The sequence below is a fragment of the Ruminococcus sp. B05 genome (genome assembly GCF_003628495.1).
GTDB classification, from domain to species: Bacteria; Bacillota; Clostridia; order Lachnospirales; family Lachnospiraceae; genus Schaedlerella; species Schaedlerella hominis.
Window position 1 is genome coordinate 61901 of record NZ_RBZR01000012.1, and the last position, 22064, is coordinate 83964.

Below are 22064 nucleotides of genomic sequence, written 5' to 3' on the forward strand. Positions count from 1 at the left end.
TATTTAGAGTCTCGTTAATAAAAAAAGAGAGGGCTATCGTAAATGATAAAATTAAATAGTGCGATACCACTGTATCAACAAGTGGCAGAAGATTTGAAAAATAGAATAGAACAAGGTGAGTTTTGTTCGGGACAATCTATTCCAAGTGAAGCAAAATTGTGTGAACAATACGAAGTTAGCAGAATTACAATTAGAAATGCAATTGCAGAACTGGTTGAACAAGAAATTTTAGTGAAATATCAAGGTAAGGGTGTGTTTGTACGTACACCTAAAATTTCCTCGAGTTTGACAACATTCAAAGGCTTTACATATTTTTGTCAAGAAAATCATATAAAAACTTATACAAAGATTCTTGAAAATAAAGTGATTTCAGCTAACGCGGTGATGGCAAAAAAATTAGAACTAAAAGATGGGGAAAAGCTTGTATATTTGAAGCGCCTACGACACGTAAATGATAGACCTGTTATGATAGAACATGTATATTTGCCATATTCGAAATATGGATTTCTTTCAAAAATAGATATGGAAAATTGTTCGCTTTATGAGAAAATAACAGAGAAAACAGGATTACAGATAGAAGATAATTGTTATACTTCGATTATGCTTGAAACTAATATAACAACAGAAGAAGAGATTGTTTTGATGGGACTTTCAGAACCAGATGCAGTATTTGTATTAACAGAAACGGTTTATATGAATACAGGAAATCCGCTACATATTACAAAACAGGTACTTTTGGGGGATTATTTTAAATTTTTTATGTCAAATAAAGTAAATCAGTTATCGATGAATTGGAAAAAAATGTAACGGTAGTTACCTATAATAATTTCGGAGAGAAGAGTATATTGTATGGATTTTTAGAAGATATTATAGACATTGAATAATAAATGTTATATAATGTATTATTATGTAACATAATGCATTGTGATGAATAGGGAGAAGCAATATGGAAAAAAATAACAATATAAATCCAGACAGTATGATTCCGATGTATAAGCAAATAGTGAATCTATTAAATGAAAAAATTGAAAAAGGTGAATTAAAACCTGGAGATAAACTTCCATCAGAAGCTGAACTAATGGAGGCATATTCTGTAAGTAGAATAACCATTCGTTCAGCAATCAGCGAGTTAGAAGAAGATGGTCTCGTAATCAGATCTCGAGGAAAAGGGACCTTTATTGCATCTAAGAAAGCTATGTATTCGGCAGATGATACGGTTGGATTTACACATTCATGTCAGCAGGAGGGAAAACAAGCTACTACAAAAGTGGTGGATGTGTCATGGATATATCCGACGATGTCAGACACACAATATCTAGATATAGAAGAGGATACAACGATTTTATGCACAAAGCGTTTACGCTTTGTAGATGATGTTCCTACAATGATTGAAACCAACCATTATGGAAAAGGATTCTCGTTTTTGGAAGGAGAAGATTTAAACCAGTCGTTGTATGATATTTTACAAAAACATAAAATTACACTTGGAAAAAGCATCCGTACATTAGAAGTTGTATATGCAAATGCTCAGGAAGCAAGTTTATTGAATATAAAAAAGGGAGAAGCATTGTTACTTTTTACAGATAAGCATCAAGATGAAAAAGGAAAACCATTGTTTGTATCAAAACAAGTGTATTGTACAGAACGATTAAAATTCTATCTTTAAAATAAAAATCAGAAAATAAAAAATAGTGCTTTTGCATAAAAAAATGCAGAAGTACTATTTTTTTGTTGACAGAAACGTCAGACAGTAGTAAACTTATTGTAACGAGATGTTATATGATGTTATATCACAAGAATAGGAGGAGTGATAATGAACAAAATATTGCTTGCTAGTCATGGGCCCTTGGCAAACGGAATGAAAAAGACAGCGGAATTTTTAATGGGGCAAAATGAAAATGTAGAAACTCTATGTGCATATGTAGATGAAAAATCTAAAGATCTTCCGGAAATGATAGAAAAGTGGATGAATGAAAGAAATCCAGAAGACCAGTGGGTTGTTATCACAGATATATTTGGAGGGAGCATCAATAATGAATTTATGATAAGAGCACAAGAGGGGGGATATTGGCTAATAGCAGGAATGAATCTCCCATTAGTTCTTAGTTTGTGGTATGAAACGGAAAATTTGACAGAGAAACAACTGGAAACTAATATTTCAGAAGCAAGTGAAGGTATTGTTTTATGTAATAAGTTATTGTCTAAGGATAAAATAGAGGAAGACGATGAATTTTAAAACCAATTAAAACGAGATACGGAGGATGTAAAATGATTAAATTATTAAGAGTAGATCACAGATTATTACATGGTCAGGTCGCTATGGCGTGGACACAATCGTTAGATTCAGATTGCATTTTAATTGCAAATGATGCGGTTGTGAATGATAACATTCGGAAAACAACAATGAAACTGGCTAAGCCAAATGGGGTGAAGCTCGTTATGAAAAATATTGAAGATTCCATCACTGCATTAAATGCAGGTGTTACAGATAAATATAAATTATTTATCGTTGTAGAGAGTATTGAGGATGCATATCGATTGGCCAAAGGACATGCGGGAATACGCTCTATCAATCTTGGCGGTTGTAAGCCAAGGGAGGACATTGTTAAGACACTTTATAAGACAATTCCAGTTACTGCCCGGGATGAGGAAATGTTAAAAGAGTTGTTAAATGATGGGATTGAAATTGAAATCAGGCAGGTGCCTGGTGAACAGAAAGTAAAAGTATCAGAGAACATGTGAGGAGGAAAATTATGTTAATTCAGGCAATTCTAATAGGGTTGATTGCCATGTTTGTTACTTTTGAGTGGATGTTTGGAACAAACTTAGGATCACGTCCAATCATTACAGGAATGCTTGTTGGATTGGTTATGGGTGATTTGAAAACGGGAATCATTCTTGGTGCAACCCTTGAAATGGTATTTATTGGTTCTATTACACTTGGAGCAGCAGTTCCACCAGACGTAATCACAGGTGGTATTCTGGGTGCTGCATTTGCAATTTCAACGGGAAAAGGTGCAGATGTAGCACTGGCTCTGGCATTCCCAATTGCAACGTTATATTTGGTTGTTGACAATGTACTTACACTTGGAATACTTCCATTCTTTTTACATAAAGCGGATAACTATATAGAAAAAGGCGATTTTAAAGGAATGGAGCGAATGCATATACTAGGTGGATTTGTGGTGAAAAGTTTACCAAGAGGAATTATATGTGCAGTAGCATTTTATCTTGGAACACCAGTTATGAACCGAGTTCTTGAAGCGATTCCTGAGTTTGTTCAGAATGGACTTGTGGCAGCAGCAGGATTTATTCCGGCACTTGGAATTGCTCTGCTTGCACAGATGATTTTGTCTAAGAAAACAATGGTATATTTTATTCTTGGATTTGCATTAGCTGCTTACCTTAAGATTCCAATGCTTGGAATTGCAATGATGGCAGGATGTTTAGCAGTTATCCTTGTGCAGATGCAGGGAACACAGAAAGTAGCAGTACAGGAGGTGGAAGATGATGACTTCTAATACAGCAGAACAGAAGAATGTAATTGGAAAGAAGGAATTAAGATCAATCTTTTTACGTTCATTATCTTTGGAATACTCATGGAATTATGAGAGACAACAGAATATGGGATATTGTTTTGCAATGCTTCCTGCGATTAAAAAGATTTATCAGAAAAAAGAAGATCAGATAGCAGCAGCAAAACGCCACATGGAATTTTTTAATACAACACCATACATTTCAACGGCAGTGTTTGGAATTTCAACAGCAATGGAAGAGAGCAACGCTAGAAATGAAGATTTCGATACATCATCTATTAACAATGTAAAGGTTGCATTGATGGGACCATTAGCAGGTATTGGAGATTCTATGTTCTGGGGAACACTTCGAGTAATTGCAACAGGAATAGGTACATCCCTTGCTATGCAAGGTAGTATCCTAGGACCACTTTTATTTTGGCTTATATTCAACGTGCCGGCATTTGCAGTTCGATATATTTGCTTAAAATTCGGATATAAATTTGGAACAAGTTTTCTGAATAAAATTGAAGAATCAGGTATGATGCCTAAATTGACATTTGGTGCAGCGGTACTTGGACTTATGGTAATTGGTGCAATGATACCGAGTATGATAACGGTTAATATTGCTGGAGCTATCGGAAGTGGCGATGCAGCAGTAAAGGTACAGGAAATCTTAGATGGTATTATGCCAAACCTTGTTCCATTTGCAATGACATTAGGTATTTATGGGCTTTTGCAGAAAAAAGTCAAAGTTTCATGGATATTGATCGTACTTATGGTTGTAGGAATTGTTGGAGCACTTGTAGGTATTTTTTAATTTAGATTTAGGAGGAAATTATTATGATGGTAAAGTTTGATGAAAATCAGATTTTGAAAAACGGAGAATATATTTATGCTCAGAGAGCAGAGATTGAAAAAATAGCAGATGCTGTTTGCGAGAAAGGGTTTGACAATATTTTGTTTACTTCTTCAGGAGGTTCACTTGCAATGATGCAGCCTTTTGATTACATGATTTCAGTAATGTCTAACCTGAATGTACAATCACAGATTTCAGCAGAACTTCTTGTTGAGGGAAATAATCATCTTACAGATAAGACATTAGTATTTATGGCATCAAAATCAGGCGATACAAAAGAGACAGTTGCTGCTGCTAAGTATGTAAAAGAAAAAGGAGCAACGATTGTGTCTGTTTTAGGAGTTGACAATTCGCCGCTGGGTGAGTTATCAGATTATTCAGTTGTATACAAAGATGGAAGACCACAAGAGTATGTTTTGTATATGCTAATTGGAAAAATGTTGGAAAATAAAGGATTCTTTGATGATTACAAACAGTTTGCAGATGAATTGAAGAATCTTCCGGCAGCCCTGGTATCGGTAGGAAAAGCAAGTGAGCCAAAAGCAAGAGCATATGCAGAGAAGTATAAAGATGATCCATATCAGATTTGGATTGGTTCAGGTAATTTGTGGGGACCTACATATTCATTTGCAATGTGTGTATTAGAGGAATCACAGTGGCTGAGAACAAAATCTGTAACATCTCCGGAATTTTTCCACGGAACAATTGAATTGGTGGAAAAAGGAGTTTGTGTAGCCTTAAATATGACAGAAGGACAGACTAGAAAATTGGATCAGCGAGTAAAAGATTTTGTAGGACAGTATACAGATGACTTTACAGTATTTGATACAGCAGATTATGAATTGCCTGGTATTAGTGACAAATTTAGATGGATGCTTTCTCCGGTTGTGATTAACGCGGTATTGTCCAGAGTGAGCAAGAATTTTGAACAAATTAGAAATCATTCACTTGATATTAGACGTTACTATAGAAAAGTAGAATATTAGATTAATGAGTAGGATACCGCGAATAGAATTTGCGGTGTCCTTTTTTAGAGGTAAAAAAATATGAAAATAGCAGGAATCGGCGATAATGTAATAGATCGTTATATGAATATGGGGATTATGTTCCCAGGTGGGAATGCAGTTAACGTTGCTGCTCATGCAGCACTTCTTGGCGCAGAGGCTGCATATGTAGGAATCATCGGAGCAGACAGAGAAGGGAAAATATTGAAAAATGCTTTGGAAAGTTTAGGAGTAGATTTATCTCAATGTATCTTTGATCCGGAAGCAACAACAAAAAAATGTGATGTGAATGTAATTGATGGTGAAAGACATTATATAGGATGTGATTTGGGGACAAAATGGGCACATACAACGACAATTCGTACAGAAGAGGTGGAATATCTAAAAACTTTTGACGTGATCCATACAAGTTGTAATGCCAAATTGCATGAAGATGTATATAAATTAAAAGATTTAACAGGAATGGTGACCTTTGATTTTTCAGTAAAAGATAAATATCGTACAGAAGAGTTTTTAAATATGACATGTCCATACTTGGAATTGGGACAATTTTCCTGCGACCATATGGAAGAACCAGAAATACAGGAACTATTAAAAAAAGTTTATGCGCATGGGTGCAAAAATGTAATTGCGACTATGGGTGGCCGTGGACAGATTTTTTACAATGGAAGCGAATTTATAAAAGGAAAAGTCTATTTTGTAGAACCTGTTGACACAATGGGAGCAGGTGATTCTTATCTTGCGGCATTGATTGTATCTTTGCTGAAAAAAGGATGGAAAAAGGGCGTTGTTTTGCAGGCAGATGTGATCAAGGCAGCCATGGATGATGCAGCACATTATTCATCAGACAACTGCTTGCGAGAGGGTGGCTTTGGGTTTAAAAATCAGATTGAGGAATAGAAATGAAATATATTATTTTTGATTTAGATGGAACATTGAGTCGAACAGATAAATTTATGATTCCATCAATTGAATTGGCAATGGAAAAAATGAATATACCAGTTTGGACAGAAGATGCTATTCGCTGCACGATAGGTGAACCGGTAGAAGTGACCAATCTCAAATTTTTTGGACAGAAAAAAAGCGAAGAAGCGGATAATTTCTGGAAATTAGTATCTGGTTATTATAGAACAATATTTCATAATTCTGTTGAGGAATATGAAGGTGTAGGAGATATGCTGGATTCTCTTCATGAAAGAGGATATAAAACAGCAGTATGCTCAAACGCCGATGAAGAGTATATAGAAGAGGTATTGGACAAACTTGATTTGCGTGAAAAAATAGATCGAGTAAGACCTATTATTCCAGGAAAAGGAAAAGTGGAATCATTAGCCCGTTTTTTACAGGATGAAAATCCAGAGTTCGCAATATTAGTAGGTGACAGGTGTTATGACTTTGAAGCAGCGCAGGCAAATCGTATTTTGTTTGTTGCCTGTAAATATGGATGTGGAACAGAGGAAGAGCTGAAAATGGCAGATTATTCCATAAATGAGCCACGGGAACTATTGGATATTTTGAATGAAATAAAAAAATTTTTAAAAAATTAAAAAAACCACTTTACATATAATGTTATATGATGTATTATTACATCAACGGACAAGATAACACTTAAATTTAAGGAGGAAAATAAGATGTTTAATTTTGATGTACCACGTTACGAAAAAGTTGTAGGAGATGCAATTGCATTAAGACCACAGATTGAGAAAGCAGTTGATGAGATTTGCCAGGAGGGGTATTCAAACATTTTCTTTATTGGATGCGGCGGAACTTATGCACATTCACTTCCAATGAAATATTGGTTTGATACAACTTCAGAGATTGAAACACACTCAGTAATTGCAGCAGAATTCATGGTATCAGGACATAAGAGATTCACAAAAGATTCAGTATGTGTATTCTCTACAAGAAGTGGAAATACAAAAGAGATTGTAGCAGCAATCAAATATTGTAAAGAGGCAGGAGCAAGAACTCTGGTATATGTATCAAATGATAATACACCAGCTTGTGAATATGCAGATTATAAGTTCTTCAGTTTCGCAGAAGATGATTGCCTGTGTGAAGCAATTTATACATATATGATTACATTACTGGCAAGATTCAAAAAGAATGCAGGAGAATTTGATAAATATGATGAGTTTGTAGAGCAGTACAGCAAGATTGTTCCATATCTCTTGAAAGCAAAAGAGCAGTATGAAGATAGATGTGCAAAAATGGCAGTAGAACATAAAGATACAGATTATCATATGGTAATCGGATCTGGAATGCTTTGGGGAGAAGCTTACGACTATGCAATGTGTATCCTCGAAGAGATGCAGTGGATTAAAACAAAATCTATCCATGCAGCAGAATATTTCCATGGAACACTGGAACTTGTAGAAGAAGATACAAGCTTAATCCTCTTCTACGGAGAAGATGAGACAAGACCATTAATGGATCGTGTTAAAAACTTCTCTGAGAAAGTAACAAAAGTTATTAATATTTTTGATACAAAAGAAGTTGAACTTCCATTTACAGATGCTGAATACAGAAAAATTGTTTCTCCAATGATCATGTATGCAATTACAGAAAGATTAAGTTGCCATCTTGAAAAAGAGAGAAATCATCCACTTACAACTAGAAGATACTATCGTCAGATGGAATATTAATAAATAGAAAACAAGCGAAAGGGAGGCAGGGGGATCTGCTTCCCTTTTGTAATATGAGGAAGGTGAACATAATGAAAAAAATAGGAGTACTTACTAGTGGTGGAGATGCTCCGGGAATGAACGCGGCAATTCGTGCGGTTGTAAAAACGGCAATTGCAAATGGAATTCAACCGATAGGGTTTATTAAAGGATATAATGGGATTCTTGAAAAAAATTATCATGTTATGGACAGAGAAAGCGTTTCGGGAATAATCCATTCGGGAGGAACTATTTTAAAAACAGCAAGATGTATGGAGTTTTATGAAGCTGCATATCGCGAAAAAGCATTTCAAAATGCAAAAGAAATTGGATTAGATGGATTGGTCGTAATAGGAGGAGATGGTTCATATCGAGGAGCAGGATATTTGTCAGAATTAGGTTTGCCATGTATTGGGGTTCCAGGAACAATAGATAATGATATTGCTTCAACAGAATATACAATTGGATATGATACAGCAATGAATACTGTAGTAGAATGTGTAGACAAATTAAATGATACGTGTCAGTCACATGAACGGTGTAGCGTAGTCGAAGTGATGGGAAGACATGCAGGACATATTGCATTAAATACAGGTATTGCAACAGGAGCTGTTCAGATTATCACAGAAGAGATTCCTACCCCAATTGATGAAGTTGTAGAAAATATCAAAAAAATTCGTGAGTCAGGAAAAGACCATTTTATTGTTATTGTTTCAGAAGTGTACGGAAACCCTGTAGAAATAGCCACGCAGATTCAGGAAAAAACAGGAATTGATAGTCGTGCCACAATATTAGGACATGTTCAAAGAGGTGGAAATCCGACATTGAAAGATAGGGTAAATGCAACTCGCATGGGATATTATGCAGTGAAGCTTCTTGAAGAGGGCAAAACCAATCGTGTAGTTGCTTTGCAACAGGGAAATCTAGTAGATTATGATATCCAAGAAGCTCTGAAGATGAAGAAACCATTGGATATGGATTTATATAATATGATGATGGAAATTAGCTTTTAAGAAACATAATAAATTGAATTTTGGAGAGATATAGAATGAAATATAAAGTTCTTGTTCTTGATTTAGATGGAACATTAACAAATTCAAAGAAAAAAATTACAGATTATACTAAGAAAATATTATTAAATTTACAAAAAAAAGGAGTACATATTGTACTTGCTTCAGGTCGTCCAGAATATGGAATCTGGCCGTTAGCAAGAGAGTTAGAATTAGAAAAATATGGTGGCTATATTCTAGCGTTTAATGGAGGAAAGATTGTAGAGTGCAGTACAAAAAAAACAATATTTGAACAAACAATAGAATATTCGTATGTTCAAGAAATTTATGAGCAGGTAAAGGATAAAAAAGTAGCACTTCTCACATATGAAAATGATTCGTTGATAACAGAAACGCCGAAAGATTTTTATGTAGAAAAAGAATCTTTTATTAATAAGATGAAAATAAAAGGGGTAGAAGATTTTATACAATATATTTCCTTCCCAATTACAAAATGTCTTATTACAGGTGATGGAACATATTTAGAAAGATTAGAGAAAAAATTACAAGAATATTTTAAAGATGAGTTAAGTATATATCGATCCGAACCATTTTTCCTGGAAATTATGCCACCTTTAATTGATAAAGCAAAATCTTTAGAAAAACTCTTGCGATATCTGGATTGTTCTCGAAAAGAGATGGTAGCATGTGGAGATGGGCTAAATGATCTTACGATGATTGAATATGCAGGAATAGGTGTGGCAATGGATAATGCACAACCAGTGCTAAAAGAAAAATCTGATTTTGTTACACTTTCGAATGATCAAGATGGTGTTGCTGAGGCCGTAAAACATTTTTGGAAAGAAATCGCATGAAAATAAAGGAGACCAAATATGAGGATTATAGAAGCACAGGATTATAAAGATATGAGTAGAAAAGCAGCAAATGTTATTTCTGCACAAATGATATTAAAGCCGGAATCAGTCATAGGATTAGCAACAGGATCTACTCCGATAGGAGTTTATGACCAATTGACAGAATGGTATAAAAAAGGAGATTTAGATTTTTCGAAAATACATACAGTAAATTTGGATGAATATAAGGGGATTGATGCAGAAAATAAGCAGAGTTATCATTACTTTATGAATCAGCATTTATTTTCGAGAGTAAATATTGAACTACAGAATACATTTGTGCCAGACGGAATGAATGAGAATCAAAATGAGGAATGTCAAAGATATGAGAAACTAATTGCAGGTCTGGGAGGTGTTGATCTTCAGTTATTAGGGTTGGGACACAATGGTCATATTGGTTTTAATGAACCAGCTGAAGTTTTTGTAAAACAAACACACTGTGTTTCTTTATCAGAGAAAACAATTCAAGCAAATCAACGTTTTTTTGAATCAAAAGAACAGGTGCCGAAACAGGCATATACCATGGGAATAGGAACAATTATGTCAGCTAGAAAAATTCTCATTATTATTAGTGGAGAAGATAAAGCGGAGGCAGTGAAAAAATCGTTTGGAGAGGAGATATCGCCACATGTACCGGCATCAATACTTCAATTACATCATGATGTAACAGTGATTGCAGATAAAGCAGCATTGAGTAAATTAGATATTTGAAAAAAACCACCGGCAGAATCATTTGAAGAGATTCTGCCGGTGGTTTTTTCAAATTAATCCAAGTGTTTTTAAAATATACAGCCACCCTGTCACAGTAAAGGAACTAAATAATGTTGTCAGCATAACAACACTGGATGTTAATACACCCTCATGCCCCATATTACGAGACATGACATAGCAGGCAACAGTTGTTCCTGACCCAAGCATTACGAGTATCGCAAGTAATTCTTCGTTTCGAAATCCAAGTAAAACTGCAATCGGAAGAAATAAAGCACAAAGTCCGATAAGTTTGATAAAAGTTGCGGTAACTGCTGGTTTTGCCTTGCCAAGAGCCTTGTGAATATCAAACATAGCTCCCATAGCCATTAACCCAAGCGGTGTTGCGGTAGCTCCAATGCTGGTTGCAGTCTTATTTAAAATCTGTGGCATTGGTATTTTTAGTGCAGACCATATAAATCCGGCAACAATACCAAGAATAATCGGATTTGTGAGAATCCCGATCAGAGTCTTTTTCAGAACCTTCGAGTCCAGGCCTTTTTGTTCCGGCTGGAAAAATGACAGGACAATAACTGCCATAATATTATAGAGAGGAACGCTTCCGATGATCATAAGCGGAGCCATACCGGTATTGCCGTATATATTTTGGATAAATGCAATACCGAGAATGGCGGCACTGCTTCGGTAAGACGCCTGAATAAACTCTCCCTGAATGGTTTTATCTTTCCAAAGAAGAGAAAAAAGCGCAACTAAAATAATGCTCAGCAGTGTTGCTATAAAACAGAAAAGAACGAATTTACCATTCCAGGCACTTTTAAAGTCAACTTTTGCCAAGTCAGCAAACAGCATAACCGGGAGTGGGACACGAAATACAAAAGCATTCATTTTCGTGGCAAATTCTTCATCAATCCAGTTCAATTTTCGAAAAAATAGTCCCAGAACCATAAGTAAAAAGATTGGGACGGTAGCATTTAAGCTAAAAATTAAATTATCCATTTAAATAAGCCTCCTAAAACATATGCTTATCATAGCATATGTTTTAGGAAATGGTGTGTTTTTATAGAAAAAACACAATAAAAATCTGATTATCCGCTAAAACACAGTATCTATCAGCATTTTCAAGAAAACAAACACATCAATTTACTACTTATTTACTACTAAAGAATGAGCCTTGATACGCAAGTTTTCTTAGATATGCAAAGATATGGTACAGCACATCCGTATTGAAACAACAAAAAATTGAATATTTCATAGACTATGGAACGCCTAAAATGACGTTCCTTTTCTATTTCCAGCCGTTCTTATTGGACGGCTATTTTATTACCTAAAATGAAAGGAGCATTAGATTTATGAAAAAGACATGGAAACGATTGTGTACGGGCTTCTTAGCTCTTGCAACTGTCGTTACTGCTTTACCGACTACACCCGTCCATGCAGAAAGTAAGCAATACTGGACGGAAAGTGCAGAGCGTGTCGGTATCATTGAAAAAGTAATGAATGACGGTTCTATCGGTTCGACATTCAATGAGGGTTATATGAAAGTCGAGGGCGAAACTGCCTATTGTATCGACATCAATACAGATTTTAAGAATGGCTACAAGACCAGAGCTGACGCAAGCTCACGCATGAGTGCCGACCAGATTTCAGATGTGGCGTTATCCTTAGAGTATGTCAAACAGTATGGCGAAACTCACAAGGAATTGAACTACAAGCAAGTCTATCTGTTGGAACAATGTGTGGTCTGGCAGAGATTGAGCGTACATCTTGGCTGGCAATGCGACAACGTGCGAGCTTCTTATGATGAAATTCCAAAAGCTACGCAGGACGAAGTTTTCTCTGGTGCAAAAGCCTTTGTTAAAGAAAACAAAGGACGCTATGAATGTGGCGGTTATATCTACTCTGGCGAGGGGCAGGAATTGGGGCAATTCTGGGCGAAATTAAATGTCGGAAATGCGAAACTGCAAAAGACTTCCAGTAATACCAGTATTACAGACGGTAACGGGAATTACTCTGTCGCTGGTGCGACCTATGGTGTCTTTTCTGATAAGGACTGCACGAAACAGCTTGCCACCCTTACGACTGATGAAAACGGAAATACAGATGTTGTAGAGGTAAAGGCTGGCACAGTTTATATCAAGGAACTTTCTGCACCAGCAGGATATAAAGTAGATAAAACTGTATATTCCTTAAAGGTTGAAGCTGGAAAGACAGCGACCTTGAAAGTATCAGATATACCAAAAGTAACGGACACTTTGATTGAGCTTTTCAAGATTGATATGGAAACACAGAAAGACAATCCGCAGGGGAACGCTTCTCTAGCAGGTGCGGAATTTACATGGAAGTATTATGCTGGCTTCTATAACAAAGACAATCTCCCTGCCGAAGCTACTCGTACATGGGTTACAAAGACAATCGCCGAAACAGACAGCGACGGGACAACCCATTACATCACAAAATTAGGGGACGCTTACAAGGTATCTGGCGACAGTTTCTATATGCAGGACGGCAAAGCGGTTCTTCCTTTAGGAACACTAACCGTTGAGGAAACAAAAGCTCCAAACGGTTACTTGCTTGATGGTGCATATATGCAGGCTGGCGATAAGTCCGAACAGATTAAGGGCTTATATGTAACACAGATTACCGAGGACGGCGACCTTGCCGTATTATCTGGAAGTAACCAGTTTTCCGTATCAGATAAGATTATCCGTGGCGGTGTGAAAATTCAGAAACGAGATTTAGAAACGGGCGATACGAAGCCACAAGGAAGTGCCACTTTGAAAGATACTGCCTTTGACATCATTTCCTTAAATGATAATTCTGTTTTGGTTGAGGGCAAGCTATACAAGAAAAATGAAGTGGTAAAAACAATCCATACAGACCTTGAGGGTGTCGCTTCTACTTCTTCTGACCTTTTACCTTATGGAAACTTCCGTATCGTTGAAAGTGAAGCTCCCGACGGTTACTTAACTGACGGTGTAAAACCGATTGATTTTACAATCACAGAAAATGGAAAAATCGTGGACTTAACCGACGAATCTCATTCTATCTACAATCAGATTAAGCGTGGGGATATTGAGGGCGTAAAAATCGGTGCAGGCACACACAAGCGTCTTGCTGATGTTCCGTTTCGGATCACAAGCAAGACGACGGGAGAAAGTCATGTTGTAGTAACTGATGATAACGGGCAATTCTCCACTTCTGCTGACTGGGCTTCTCATAAGCACAATACCAACGCAGGCAAGACCAGCGAGGACGGTGTGTGGTTTGGAACTTCTGAACCAGACGACAGCAAGGGTGCATTGCCTTATGATACTTACATCATTGAAGAAATGAAATGCGACAGCAACAAAGGTTTTAAACTTATCCCACCTTTTGAAATCGTGGTATCAAGAAATAACCTTGTGATTGATTTAGGGACTTTGACTGATGAATACGAAAAAGAAATCTCTATCCATACCACAGCGACCAGCAAGGACGGCGAAAAGACAATCCTTGCAGGAAAAGAGGTTACAATCGTTGATACTGTCAAATTAGACGGACTTACCAAAGGCACAAAATATCGGGGATATGGGACATACCGATTATGTGTTAGTTGCTGATGATATTGTAGCAGTTGAAGAAAAGTAAAGGAGTGAAGAATTTATGAGATTATCAAACGGGTTTGTTATTGACAAAGAGAAAACATTTGGAGAATTAAAATTTACAGCGGTGCGTGATGTGTTCTTACAAAATGAGGACGGGACACCGAGTACCCAGCTTAAAAAGCGTATCTATGATTTGAAGTGCAGTCTGCATGGTGGAATTATCCCCGTGTCCGTACCGCCAGAAGTACCGTTAAGGGAATTTCCGTACAATGCAGTTGTGGAGCTTGTCAATCCCGTAGCCGATACGGTATCAAGAAAGACTTATACGGGTGCAGATGTGGACTGGTATGTAAAGGCAGAGGATATTGTATTGAAGAATAAAGGCAACCAGAACGCAGGCAGTCCACAGAACCCTACAACGCAGGGACAGCCGAAGAAATAAAAGTGATGTATTTGTCTTAATTTTGATTGACCAATTTTGATTGACACAAACAATGCGGAGTGATATATTTATCTCATAAAGATACAAAAACATCTCATTTGAAAGGAGAGATAAATATGTCAAAGAAACAAATTAAAAAAATTATTTTTATGGGGGTAGGGTGTGCTTTATTGCTTATTGTTGGTACAATCTACTCCCTATTATACAATAATGGACGCTGGGTCAAAAATATGGATATGTCGGAATATGTATTTTCTTACAAGGATATTCCTATGTTAGTAATTGGAGCTTTAATAGCACTATATGCTATCTATATAGTAATTATCTGCTTTAAAAATGTCTTTTCAAAAAACAGCAGGGAAAAACGATATTCAAGAACAATTTCTCCTTACTGGGGATTTTGTGGAATGTTTGGTTTTCTGGGGTTTGGCGGATTTTGGACATACTATAAATTTGGAGAAATATTTCCTTTTGCTTTTTTCATATTTTTTGGTTTTTTCAGTTTTTTCTTTGAAGGTAAACTTTCTCATATCTTAGAAGATGAGCTTTTTCAAGAAAATAAACGTAAGGCACAATTAGAAGCTTACAAGATAGGTTTTAAACTATTATTTGTAGTTATCTGGCTTATGGCAATAGGTATGTTTTCCCGTAATGTTGAGTGGTGTGCAATGTTTATGCTGATTTCTGTTTCACTTATCTATGCTCTTGTTCTTTTTCTTAGCAACTATTTATTATATCGTTATGAAAAAAGGGAATAAATTATGGAAGCAAAGTTTGTATGTAATTTAAAAAAATATCGTGTAGCACAAGAATTAACACAAGAACAACTCGCTGACATTGTAGGTGTTCGTCGTGAAACTATTATGAGATTAGAAAAAGCACAATATAATCCGTCACTTAAATTGGCAATAGATATTTCAAGAGCTGTAAAAGCTCCGATAGAAGATATATTTATTTTTGAATAAAGACAGTTTAAAGCAGTTAGTCTTAGGATTGACTGCTTTTTTCGTACACAGAAAGGAGAGATTGTTTTATGCGTAAGATTTGGAATAAAGGACACCGTATCAGAGCCAGCGACAAGCACCTTGTTTACCACTTTTCCATAGGAACGCTTCTGTTTGTATTCGTGGCGGTTCTCCTGCTACTGAATAGTAAACAGCTCATGCGTACCGATTGGGAGCATTTCAGCTTGTTAGAGAACGGCTTGACGCTTTGCCCTTACAACTTCATAACTATACTGATAGCGACTGGTGTTTGTGCATTGGTCGCTTTTGGGTATTACCGATTCTGTTACGACAGTTTCAAGAAGCTCCTGCACCGTCAAAAGCTGGCAAGAATGGTACTGGAAAACAAGTGGTATGAAGCCGATACCGTACAAGACAGCGGTTTTTTTACTGACCTGCAAAGCAGATCAAGGGAAAAAATCGTCTGGTTTCCAAAGATTTATTATCAAATGGAAAAAGGCTTGCTTCATATCCGCTGTGAAATCACGCTGGGAAAATATCAAGACCAGCTTTTACGGTTAGAGGATAAGCTGGAAAGTGGCTTGTATTGCGAGCTGACTGACAAGACCCTGCATGACGGCTATATTGAATATACCCTGCTTTATGATATGATAGCGAACCGCATTACCATTGATGAAGTACGGGCAGAAAATGGCTGTCTTAGACTGATGAAAAATCTTGTCTGGGAATATGACGCACTCCCTCACGCTCTGATTGCTGGTGGGACTGGTGGCGGTAAAACCTATTTTCTGCTGACGCTCATTGAAGCCTTACTGCATACAAACGCTGTCCTTTACATTTTAGACCCAAAGAACAGCGACCTTGCGGACTTGGGAACAGTCATGCCAAACGTCTACCATACTAAAGAAGAAATGATAGATTGGTTCACGTTCCCCATTGACGAGGAAGATGTGAAAGAAAAAATCGGCTTGAATGAACAGTATGAGGAATACGCTATCCATGATACCGACAACTTCCCCATTGCGATTGGCGAGTATGTTTCCATTGAAGAACTCAATGAGATGTATGAAATGATAGAGGAACTTCCCGACTATATTGTAGAGTGTCTGGACGAATTTATCAGCCACTACGGGACGCTGGAAGAAGTCGTGGAACACAAGGACGATATTTATTATTATCCCGACTGTGAAACTATGACAGACGTTGCCTATTACTACATAGACGAATTGCAGGCACTTGGGGACATTCCACCCAGCTTACAGAATTACATTGACTATGAAGCCTACGGGCGAGATTTGGATATGGGCGGTTGCTTTATTGAAACAAGCCGAGGTATGTGCGAGATACCATATTAACGCTGGAAGATCAGCGACAAGCATTGTTGTTACTGACAGCGTATTTCTCTTTAAGGGACAGTCTGAAAATGGCTGTCCTTTTCTATTTAGAAACTTACGAAAGGAGCTGAAAGAACTTGAAAAAGATTAAATCTTATACGGGTATCTGGAACGTGGAAAAAGTCTTGTATGCAATCAATGACTTTAACTTACCCTTTCCCGTTACCTTTACACAGATTACATGGTTTGTGATTACGGAATTTCTCATTATTCTGTTTGGGGATATTCCCCCACTTTCCATGATTGAGGGAGCATTTCTCAAATACTTTGGTATTCCCGTTGCTCTCACATGGTTTATGTCGCAGAAAACCTTTGACGGAAAGAAGCCGTACAGCTTTTTGAAATCACAGATAACCTATGCCCTGCGACCGAAAATCACTTATGCAGGAAAAGCCGTAAAACTGCATAAGCAGATATTCAATGAAACAATCACGGCAGTAAGGAGTGTGAACTATGTTCCCGATAAAATATATTGACAATAACCTTGTCTGGAATAAGGACAATGAGGTGTTTGCTTATTATGAGCTGATACCATACAACTATTCTTTCCTATCCGCAGAGCAGAAATTTATCGTGCATGACAGTTTCCGACAGCTTATCGCACAGTCCCGTGAGGGAAAAATTCATGCGTTGCAGATTGCAACGGAAAGCTCAATACGAAGTATGCAGGAGCAGTCAAAGAAGCTGGTTACGGGGAAATTAAAGGAAGTTGCCTGCCAGAAGATAGACGAACAGACCGAAGCGTTAGTATCAATGATTGGGGACAATCAAGTGGACTACCGCTTTTTTCTTGGCTTTAAGCTCATGGTTACGGAAGAACAGCTCAATCTGAAGAACATCAAAAAATCGGCGTGGCTGACATTCAAGGAATTTCTCCATGAAGTGAACCACACGCTGATGAATGACTTTGTTTCCATGCCGAATGATGAAATCAACCGTTATATGAAAATGGAAAAGTTGCTGGAAAATAAAATCTCCCGTCGCTTTAAGGTGCGTCGCTTGGAAATCCATGATTTTGGGTATGCGGTGTATTCCGCAAAGGAAAAGGCAAAGTCCAGCGTATCAGACTTCAAGCGTGGCATGGTGCAGGAACAGCAGTCCAGACAGACGGGACGCTTGGAAAAGCAGGAACAGCATAGACAGAATATCGCTGACAAACGTATGGAGCTTCAAAAGGCACAAGAAGCAAGACAAAGAAAGACGGACGGATCAGCGACAACGGGAGCTACCCGTCCCCATGAGCGACCAGCCACAGCTTCAACCATTCCAAAGCCGAGTGCGGAAAAAATGCAGGAAGTGAAACGTCCTGCCACAGCGACCACTTCAAAAGCAAGTGAACCAGTCAAGACAAATGTTGTGAAAGAGCGTCCGTTATCTTCTGGTGCTTCTGATAAGAAAGCGACCCAGCCTGCACAGCCAGTACATAGGCAGAATGTAGAAAAAGTAGTATCGCAGGAAACACGCCAGAATTACAAAGCAGAGCGTACTACAAAGAAACAGACCTTTGAACAATCAAAGCGTACAACGGAACATACCGAAAAGAACCGTAACCTTGTAACGAAGAAAGGACAGAAGAAAAAATGAAACTGAAACATATCGCTCTTATTGGCAGTCTGTTTCCTATCCTCTTTTCCATAGTCCTTTTCTTTGGTGTCCTCATTAGTGCGGACAGCGACGACGAGAACAGCAACTTTTCTTCTGGCATTACGGGTATGAATTTATCCGCAGAAGTCTTGAAACATCAGCCTATGGTGGAAAAATACGCCAGAGAAAACGGTATCTCCGAGTATGTCAACGTGCTACTGGCTATCATTCAAGTAGAAAGTGGCGGTACGGCAGAAGATGTTATGCAGAGTTCAGAAAGTCTTGGTTTACCGCCCAACTCTTTAGATACGGAAAGCTCAATCAAGCAGGGGTGTAAGTATTTTGCGTCCCTGCTTTCTTCCTGTAAAAATCAAGGTATCGACGATTTGAATGTAGCGATACAGTCCTATAACTATGGCGGTGGTTATGTGGGATATGTGGCAGGAAAAGGAAAGAAACACACCTTTAACCTTGCAGAGAGCTTCGCCCGTGAGAAATCGGGTGGAAAGAAAGTAACCTACACCAACCCGATAGCCGTTGCGAAGAACGGGGGTTGGCGGTATCAGTATGGCAATCAATTTTACGTCGAATTAGTCAATCAGTATTTAACTGTTCCGCAGGTATCGGGAGAGCTGGCACAAAAGGTCATGAATGAAGCGTTAAAATATCAAGGCTGGAAATATGTGTATGGCGGTAGCAATCCCAACACTTCTTTTGACTGTTCGGGACTGACGCAATGGTGCTATGGAAAAGCTGGTATCTCCTTACCGAGAACCGCACAAGCACAGTATGACGCAACCCAACATCTTCCACTTTCGCAGGCAAAGGCTGGGGACTTGGTATTTTTCCATTCTACCTATAACGCTGGAAGTTATGTAACACACGTCGGTATTCTTGTTTCGCCGACACAGATGTACCACGCAGGCGACCCGATAGGATATGCAGACCTAAGTAGTAGTTACTGGCAACAGCACTTAATCGGTGCAGGACGAGTAAAACAATAGAAAGTGAGGATTTCATCATGTTTAGAAAGAATAAGAAACAGACAGAAACTATCAAAGAACCCAAAGAAAAAAAGGTGCGTACTTTCAAGGTAGGCACACATAAAAAATCCGTGATTGCATTGTGGGTGGTGCTTATCGCAAGCGTGAGCTTTGGGGCGTATAAGAATTTTACGGCTATCGACCAGCACACGACCCATGAAAAAGAAATCATAGAGCTTCGCTTGCAGGACACCAACGGGATAGAAAATTTTGTGAAGAACTTTGCAAAGCCCTACTACACATGGAGTAACAGCAAAGAAGCGATTGAAGCAAGGACGCAGGCAATCAGCGGTTATCTGACAAAGGAATTGCAGGACTTGAATGTGGATACCATTAGAACCGATATACCGACCAGCTCCACAGTTACAGATGTGATTGTATGGAGTATTGAACAGTCGGGAACGGACACTTTTTCTGCTACCTACGAAGTGGATCAGCAGATAAAAGAGGGAGAACAGACAAGCAATGTGAAAGCAACCTATACCGTAAAAGTCCATGTAGACGCTGACGGGGATATGGTAATCGTTCAGAACCCTACCCTTGCACCAGCAATCGAGAAATCAGATTATGAGCCTAAGACACCAGAAGCAAATGCAAGTGTAGACGCTGATACCGTCAATGACGCTACTGCATTTCTTGAAACATTCTTTAAGCTGTACCCGACAGCCACAGAAAAAGAGCTTGCCTACTATGTATCGGGAAATGTGCTTGAGCCTATCGGCAGGGACTACATTTATGCTGAACTGGTAAACCCTATCTTTACAAAGGACGGGGACAATGTGAAAGTCAAAGTTGCTGTGAAATTCCTTGATAATCAGACAAAGGCTACACAAATATCGCAGTATGAACTTGTGCTACATAAGGATAGCAACTGGAAGATTGTAGGATAATAAAATATGGAAAGTTTGCTTGACATTCTTTACTTGCAGGAGTATCATAAGATTAGAAAAGGAAAGCAAACTTTCCATTTGTTCAAGAAAGGGGTATGTTGTGAAAAATCGTTTAGAAGAATTACGAAAACAAAGAGGTATTAAACAAGAAGATTTAGCGACTGCTCTTGAAGTATCTCGTCAAACAATAGGCTCTTTAGAAAATGGACGCTACAATCCCTCTATTATCTTAGCTTTTAAAATTGCAAGGTACTTTCAAATGAGTATTGAAGAAATATTTATTTATGAGGAGGAAAGCAAATGAAACATAAGATACAAAAAGTTGAATTATTTATCGGTGTAATAATCTTTTTAGGTGGTTTACTAACTTATGGTTTAGGCGTACACCAACTATTGCCCGTACCTCGTCCAGATTTGGTTGTCTATGGTACAACGCTTATTGGAATAATATTGATTTTTATGGGTTGTGATATATTCAGTAAGCCAACAAAAGAAATGCAAATATTAGAAAATGATGAAAGAAATATCGCAATTACTAATGCTTCTCTTGCGAATGCTTATAAAGTAACACTTACATTATTGGTTCTTGTATTATTTGCTCTTGTCTTTATGGGATATATGAGTAAAGTTGTGTTTTTTTCGATAGCAGGAGTTATTGCTATCGGACAAATTACATGGGTTATAACAGCTCGTTATTTAGATAAAAATACGTCTTAATTCTTCAAGTATTTTTAGTTTTTCCTTCTCCATAACTACGCCCCATTCTTTTTTTGTATAGTAATATTGTATCATTAAGAATCACAAATCACAAGTGATTTGTGATTAATCACTTGTGATTTGTGATAAGTGATTTGTGATTAATATATAAAAGCCCTCTTTAAAGGGCTTTTATGTTTATTTTGAAAAAGAGATAAAATCAATATATCCCTTTTCCCCAATTTTTACAACGGCATTGTAGGGCTTTTTCTCTTTGTTTTTGATTCCTTTTACCAGGGTTTCTTTTCCCTCCAGTAATTCTTTTACATTCGTTTTGGTTAGTTTTTTCTTTCTAAAATGTTCAGCTAAAGTAAACTTACATTCAGGATAATTTGAACAACCATAAAACGATTTTTTTAATACAATATTGTTGCCACACTTAGGACATTTTCCTACAAGGGGTCCCGAGCGCTTAGTGGGAATTTGTACCCCTTATCGATACAAATTCCCCGTAGGCGCTAGGGACCTCTTTAGCTTCTTGGAAGCTGTCAGTAGTATATCTAATAATTTATCTCCATTCCCTTTAGTAACGTGTAACTTTCCAAATTTAAAAAAGCGACTCATAGAATTATTTCCTCCCGTTAAATAATAGATAACTATTAAAAATAGACAATACTTGCTCATAAGTAACGGTACTTAAATTGTTTACTTTGGCGTGTTTTAAAAATAGACAATACTTGCTCATAAGTAACGGTACTTAAATTGTTTACTTTGGCGTGTTTCATTGCTTGATGAAACTGATTTTTAGTAAACA

The 22064-nt window shown here is 37.5% G+C and carries 23 protein-coding genes and 7 pseudogenes; 27 read left to right on the forward strand and 3 right to left on the reverse strand.

Annotation, left to right across the window (positions count from 1 at the left end; genetic code table 11):
- Positions 1-42 precede the first annotated feature (42 nt).
- The 13 genes from D8Q48_RS10305 to nagB all read left to right on the forward strand — a co-directional run bounded on the left by D8Q48_RS10305 (position 43) and on the right by nagB (position 10655).
- Positions 43-807 (forward strand): GntR family transcriptional regulator, encoded by a 765-nt coding sequence (locus D8Q48_RS10305; RefSeq protein WP_118737692.1) that lies wholly within the window; start codon positions 43-45, stop codon positions 805-807.
- Positions 808-946: 139 nt separating this feature from the next.
- Complete coding sequence (locus D8Q48_RS10310) at positions 947-1666, forward strand: GntR family transcriptional regulator (RefSeq protein ID WP_022075227.1); 720 nt, start codon at positions 947-949, stop codon at positions 1664-1666.
- Positions 1667-1813: 147 nt separating this feature from the next.
- Positions 1814-2236: a PTS fructose transporter subunit IIA gene (locus D8Q48_RS10315; protein WP_121056416.1), complete on the forward strand. Its 423-nt coding sequence runs from the start codon at positions 1814-1816 to the stop codon at positions 2234-2236.
- A 32-nt stretch (positions 2237-2268) separates the two neighbouring features.
- Positions 2269-2742 (forward strand): PTS sugar transporter subunit IIB, encoded by a 474-nt coding sequence (locus D8Q48_RS10320; RefSeq protein ID WP_118737696.1) that lies wholly within the window; start codon positions 2269-2271, stop codon positions 2740-2742.
- Positions 2743-2753: 11 nt separating this feature from the next.
- The gene (locus D8Q48_RS10325; protein WP_118737697.1) at positions 2754-3521 is read left to right on the forward strand and encodes a PTS sugar transporter subunit IIC; all 768 of its coding nucleotides are present in this window, start codon (positions 2754-2756) and stop codon (positions 3519-3521) included.
- Positions 3508-4335, forward strand: a complete 828-nt coding sequence (locus tag D8Q48_RS10330; RefSeq protein ID WP_186864369.1) for a PTS system mannose/fructose/sorbose family transporter subunit IID — start codon at positions 3508-3510, stop codon at positions 4333-4335. Before D8Q48_RS10325 ends, D8Q48_RS10330 begins: the two co-directional genes overlap by 14 nt.
- Positions 4336-4358: 23 nt before the next feature.
- Complete coding sequence (locus tag D8Q48_RS10335; protein WP_243116280.1) at positions 4359-5360, forward strand: SIS domain-containing protein; 1002 nt, start codon at positions 4359-4361, stop codon at positions 5358-5360.
- Positions 5361-5420: 60 nt separating this feature from the next.
- On the forward strand, positions 5421-6278 hold the full coding sequence (locus D8Q48_RS10340; RefSeq protein ID WP_121056417.1) for a PfkB family carbohydrate kinase: 858 nt from the start codon (positions 5421-5423) through the stop codon (positions 6276-6278).
- A gap of 2 nt (positions 6279-6280) precedes the next feature.
- Entirely contained in the window at positions 6281-6925 is a 645-nt protein-coding gene (locus D8Q48_RS10345; protein WP_118737699.1) for an HAD family hydrolase, read from the forward strand.
- An 84-nt stretch (positions 6926-7009) separates the two neighbouring features.
- The gene (locus D8Q48_RS10350) at positions 7010-8023 is read left to right on the forward strand and encodes an SIS domain-containing protein (protein ID WP_022075235.1); all 1014 of its coding nucleotides are present in this window, start codon (positions 7010-7012) and stop codon (positions 8021-8023) included.
- A 71-nt stretch (positions 8024-8094) separates the two neighbouring features.
- The gene (gene pfkA, locus D8Q48_RS10355; RefSeq protein WP_121056418.1) at positions 8095-9054 is read left to right on the forward strand and encodes a 6-phosphofructokinase; all 960 of its coding nucleotides are present in this window, start codon (positions 8095-8097) and stop codon (positions 9052-9054) included.
- 35 nt (positions 9055-9089) lie between these two features.
- Positions 9090-9905 carry a Cof-type HAD-IIB family hydrolase gene (locus tag D8Q48_RS10360; protein WP_121056419.1) on the forward strand — a complete coding sequence of 272 codons (816 nt, stop codon included), beginning with the start codon at positions 9090-9092 and terminating at the stop codon, positions 9903-9905.
- Between the two features lie 18 nt (positions 9906-9923).
- The gene (gene nagB / locus D8Q48_RS10365) at positions 9924-10655 is read left to right on the forward strand and encodes a glucosamine-6-phosphate deaminase (RefSeq protein ID WP_118737702.1); all 732 of its coding nucleotides are present in this window, start codon (positions 9924-9926) and stop codon (positions 10653-10655) included.
- Between the two features lie 48 nt (positions 10656-10703).
- On the opposite strand, the gene D8Q48_RS10370 is transcribed toward nagB, so the two are convergent.
- A complete protein-coding gene (locus tag D8Q48_RS10370) occupies positions 10704-11648 on the reverse strand; it encodes an AEC family transporter (protein ID WP_121056420.1) in 945 nt (314 codons plus the stop codon).
- A 353-nt stretch (positions 11649-12001) separates the two neighbouring features.
- Here D8Q48_RS10370 and D8Q48_RS10375 point away from each other — a divergent pair.
- The 14 genes and pseudogenes from D8Q48_RS10375 to D8Q48_RS10430 all read left to right on the forward strand — a co-directional run.
- Positions 12002-14215, forward strand: a pseudogene (locus D8Q48_RS10375) (SrtB-anchored collagen-binding adhesin); the annotation flags it as partial.
- Positions 14211-14279 (forward strand): annotated as a pseudogene (locus D8Q48_RS10380) (conjugal transfer protein); the annotation flags it as partial. The pseudogenes D8Q48_RS10375 and D8Q48_RS10380, both read left to right, overlap by 5 nt.
- A 15-nt stretch (positions 14280-14294) precedes the next feature.
- Positions 14295-14678, forward strand: coding sequence for a YdcP family protein (locus D8Q48_RS10385; protein ID WP_008787611.1), 384 nt, complete (start codon positions 14295-14297; stop codon positions 14676-14678).
- A 116-nt stretch (positions 14679-14794) separates the two neighbouring features.
- Positions 14795-15436, forward strand: coding sequence for a DUF3796 domain-containing protein (locus D8Q48_RS10390; protein ID WP_017143883.1), 642 nt, complete (start codon positions 14795-14797; stop codon positions 15434-15436).
- Positions 15437-15439: 3 nt separating this feature from the next.
- Positions 15440-15643, forward strand: a complete 204-nt coding sequence (locus D8Q48_RS10395) for a helix-turn-helix transcriptional regulator (RefSeq protein ID WP_008787613.1) — start codon at positions 15440-15442, stop codon at positions 15641-15643.
- A gap of 68 nt (positions 15644-15711) precedes the next feature.
- A pseudogene (locus tag D8Q48_RS10400) lies at positions 15712-16560 on the forward strand (FtsK/SpoIIIE domain-containing protein); the annotation flags it as partial.
- Complete coding sequence (locus tag D8Q48_RS17360; protein WP_330514599.1) at positions 16555-16998, forward strand: antirestriction protein ArdA; 444 nt, start codon at positions 16555-16557, stop codon at positions 16996-16998. The pseudogene D8Q48_RS10400 and the gene D8Q48_RS17360, both read left to right, overlap by 6 nt.
- Positions 16999-17114: 116 nt before the next feature.
- A complete protein-coding gene (locus D8Q48_RS10405) occupies positions 17115-17513 on the forward strand; it encodes a conjugal transfer protein (protein WP_118487944.1) in 399 nt (132 codons plus the stop codon).
- Positions 17491-18060, forward strand: a pseudogene (locus tag D8Q48_RS17895) (ATP/GTP-binding protein); the annotation flags it as partial. The gene D8Q48_RS10405 and the pseudogene D8Q48_RS17895, both read left to right, overlap by 23 nt.
- Positions 18058-18621 (forward strand): annotated as a pseudogene (locus tag D8Q48_RS17900) (YtxH domain-containing protein); the annotation flags it as partial. The pseudogenes D8Q48_RS17895 and D8Q48_RS17900, both read left to right, overlap by 3 nt.
- Entirely contained in the window at positions 18618-19625 is a 1008-nt protein-coding gene (locus D8Q48_RS10415) for a bifunctional lysozyme/C40 family peptidase (RefSeq protein WP_008787622.1), read from the forward strand. The pseudogene D8Q48_RS17900 and the gene D8Q48_RS10415, both read left to right, overlap by 4 nt.
- Before the next feature lie 17 nt (positions 19626-19642).
- A complete protein-coding gene (locus D8Q48_RS10420; protein ID WP_008787623.1) occupies positions 19643-20554 on the forward strand; it encodes a conjugal transfer protein in 912 nt (303 codons plus the stop codon).
- 100 nt (positions 20555-20654) lie between these two features.
- The gene (locus tag D8Q48_RS10425) at positions 20655-20858 is read left to right on the forward strand and encodes a helix-turn-helix transcriptional regulator (RefSeq protein ID WP_008787624.1); all 204 of its coding nucleotides are present in this window, start codon (positions 20655-20657) and stop codon (positions 20856-20858) included.
- Positions 20855-21271: a hypothetical protein gene (locus D8Q48_RS10430; protein WP_008787625.1), complete on the forward strand. Its 417-nt coding sequence runs from the start codon at positions 20855-20857 to the stop codon at positions 21269-21271. Before D8Q48_RS10425 ends, D8Q48_RS10430 begins: the two co-directional genes overlap by 4 nt.
- Before the next feature lie 177 nt (positions 21272-21448).
- On the opposite strand, the pseudogene D8Q48_RS10435 reads toward D8Q48_RS10430, so the two are convergent.
- Positions 21449-21709: pseudogene (locus D8Q48_RS10435) on the reverse strand (topoisomerase DNA-binding C4 zinc finger domain-containing protein); the annotation flags it as partial.
- 169 nt (positions 21710-21878) lie between these two features.
- Positions 21879-21971: pseudogene (locus D8Q48_RS10445) on the reverse strand (23S rRNA (adenine(2058)-N(6))-methyltransferase Erm(B)); the annotation flags it as partial.
- Between the last annotated feature and the right edge of the window lie 93 nt (positions 21972-22064).

Coding starts and splice junctions, on each gene's coding strand:
- D8Q48_RS10305 (WP_118737692.1), top strand. CDS start 43: ATGATAAAATTAAATAGTGCGATACCACTGTATCAACAAGTGGCAGAA.
- D8Q48_RS10310 (WP_022075227.1), top strand. CDS start 947: ATGGAAAAAAATAACAATATAAATCCAGACAGTATGATTCCGATGTAT.
- D8Q48_RS10315 (WP_121056416.1), top strand. CDS start 1,814: ATGAACAAAATATTGCTTGCTAGTCATGGGCCCTTGGCAAACGGAATG.
- D8Q48_RS10320 (WP_118737696.1), top strand. CDS start 2,269: ATGATTAAATTATTAAGAGTAGATCACAGATTATTACATGGTCAGGTC.
- D8Q48_RS10325 (WP_118737697.1), top strand. CDS start 2,754: ATGTTAATTCAGGCAATTCTAATAGGGTTGATTGCCATGTTTGTTACT.
- D8Q48_RS10330 (WP_186864369.1), top strand. CDS start 3,508: ATGATGACTTCTAATACAGCAGAACAGAAGAATGTAATTGGAAAGAAG.
- D8Q48_RS10335 (WP_243116280.1), top strand. CDS start 4,359: ATGATGGTAAAGTTTGATGAAAATCAGATTTTGAAAAACGGAGAATAT.
- D8Q48_RS10340 (WP_121056417.1), top strand. CDS start 5,421: ATGAAAATAGCAGGAATCGGCGATAATGTAATAGATCGTTATATGAAT.
- D8Q48_RS10345 (WP_118737699.1), top strand. CDS start 6,281: ATGAAATATATTATTTTTGATTTAGATGGAACATTGAGTCGAACAGAT.
- D8Q48_RS10350 (WP_022075235.1), top strand. CDS start 7,010: ATGTTTAATTTTGATGTACCACGTTACGAAAAAGTTGTAGGAGATGCA.
- pfkA (WP_121056418.1), top strand. CDS start 8,095: ATGAAAAAAATAGGAGTACTTACTAGTGGTGGAGATGCTCCGGGAATG.
- D8Q48_RS10360 (WP_121056419.1), top strand. CDS start 9,090: ATGAAATATAAAGTTCTTGTTCTTGATTTAGATGGAACATTAACAAAT.
- nagB (WP_118737702.1), top strand. CDS start 9,924: ATGAGGATTATAGAAGCACAGGATTATAAAGATATGAGTAGAAAAGCA.
- D8Q48_RS10370 (WP_121056420.1), bottom strand. CDS start 11,648: ATGGATAATTTAATTTTTAGCTTAAATGCTACCGTCCCAATCTTTTTA.
- D8Q48_RS10385 (WP_008787611.1), top strand. CDS start 14,295: ATGAGATTATCAAACGGGTTTGTTATTGACAAAGAGAAAACATTTGGA.
- D8Q48_RS10390 (WP_017143883.1), top strand. CDS start 14,795: ATGTCAAAGAAACAAATTAAAAAAATTATTTTTATGGGGGTAGGGTGT.
- D8Q48_RS10395 (WP_008787613.1), top strand. CDS start 15,440: ATGGAAGCAAAGTTTGTATGTAATTTAAAAAAATATCGTGTAGCACAA.
- D8Q48_RS17360 (WP_330514599.1), top strand. CDS start 16,555: ATGATAGATTGGTTCACGTTCCCCATTGACGAGGAAGATGTGAAAGAA.
- D8Q48_RS10415 (WP_008787622.1), top strand. CDS start 18,618: ATGAAACTGAAACATATCGCTCTTATTGGCAGTCTGTTTCCTATCCTC.
- D8Q48_RS10420 (WP_008787623.1), top strand. CDS start 19,643: ATGTTTAGAAAGAATAAGAAACAGACAGAAACTATCAAAGAACCCAAA.
- D8Q48_RS10430 (WP_008787625.1), top strand. CDS start 20,855: ATGAAACATAAGATACAAAAAGTTGAATTATTTATCGGTGTAATAATC.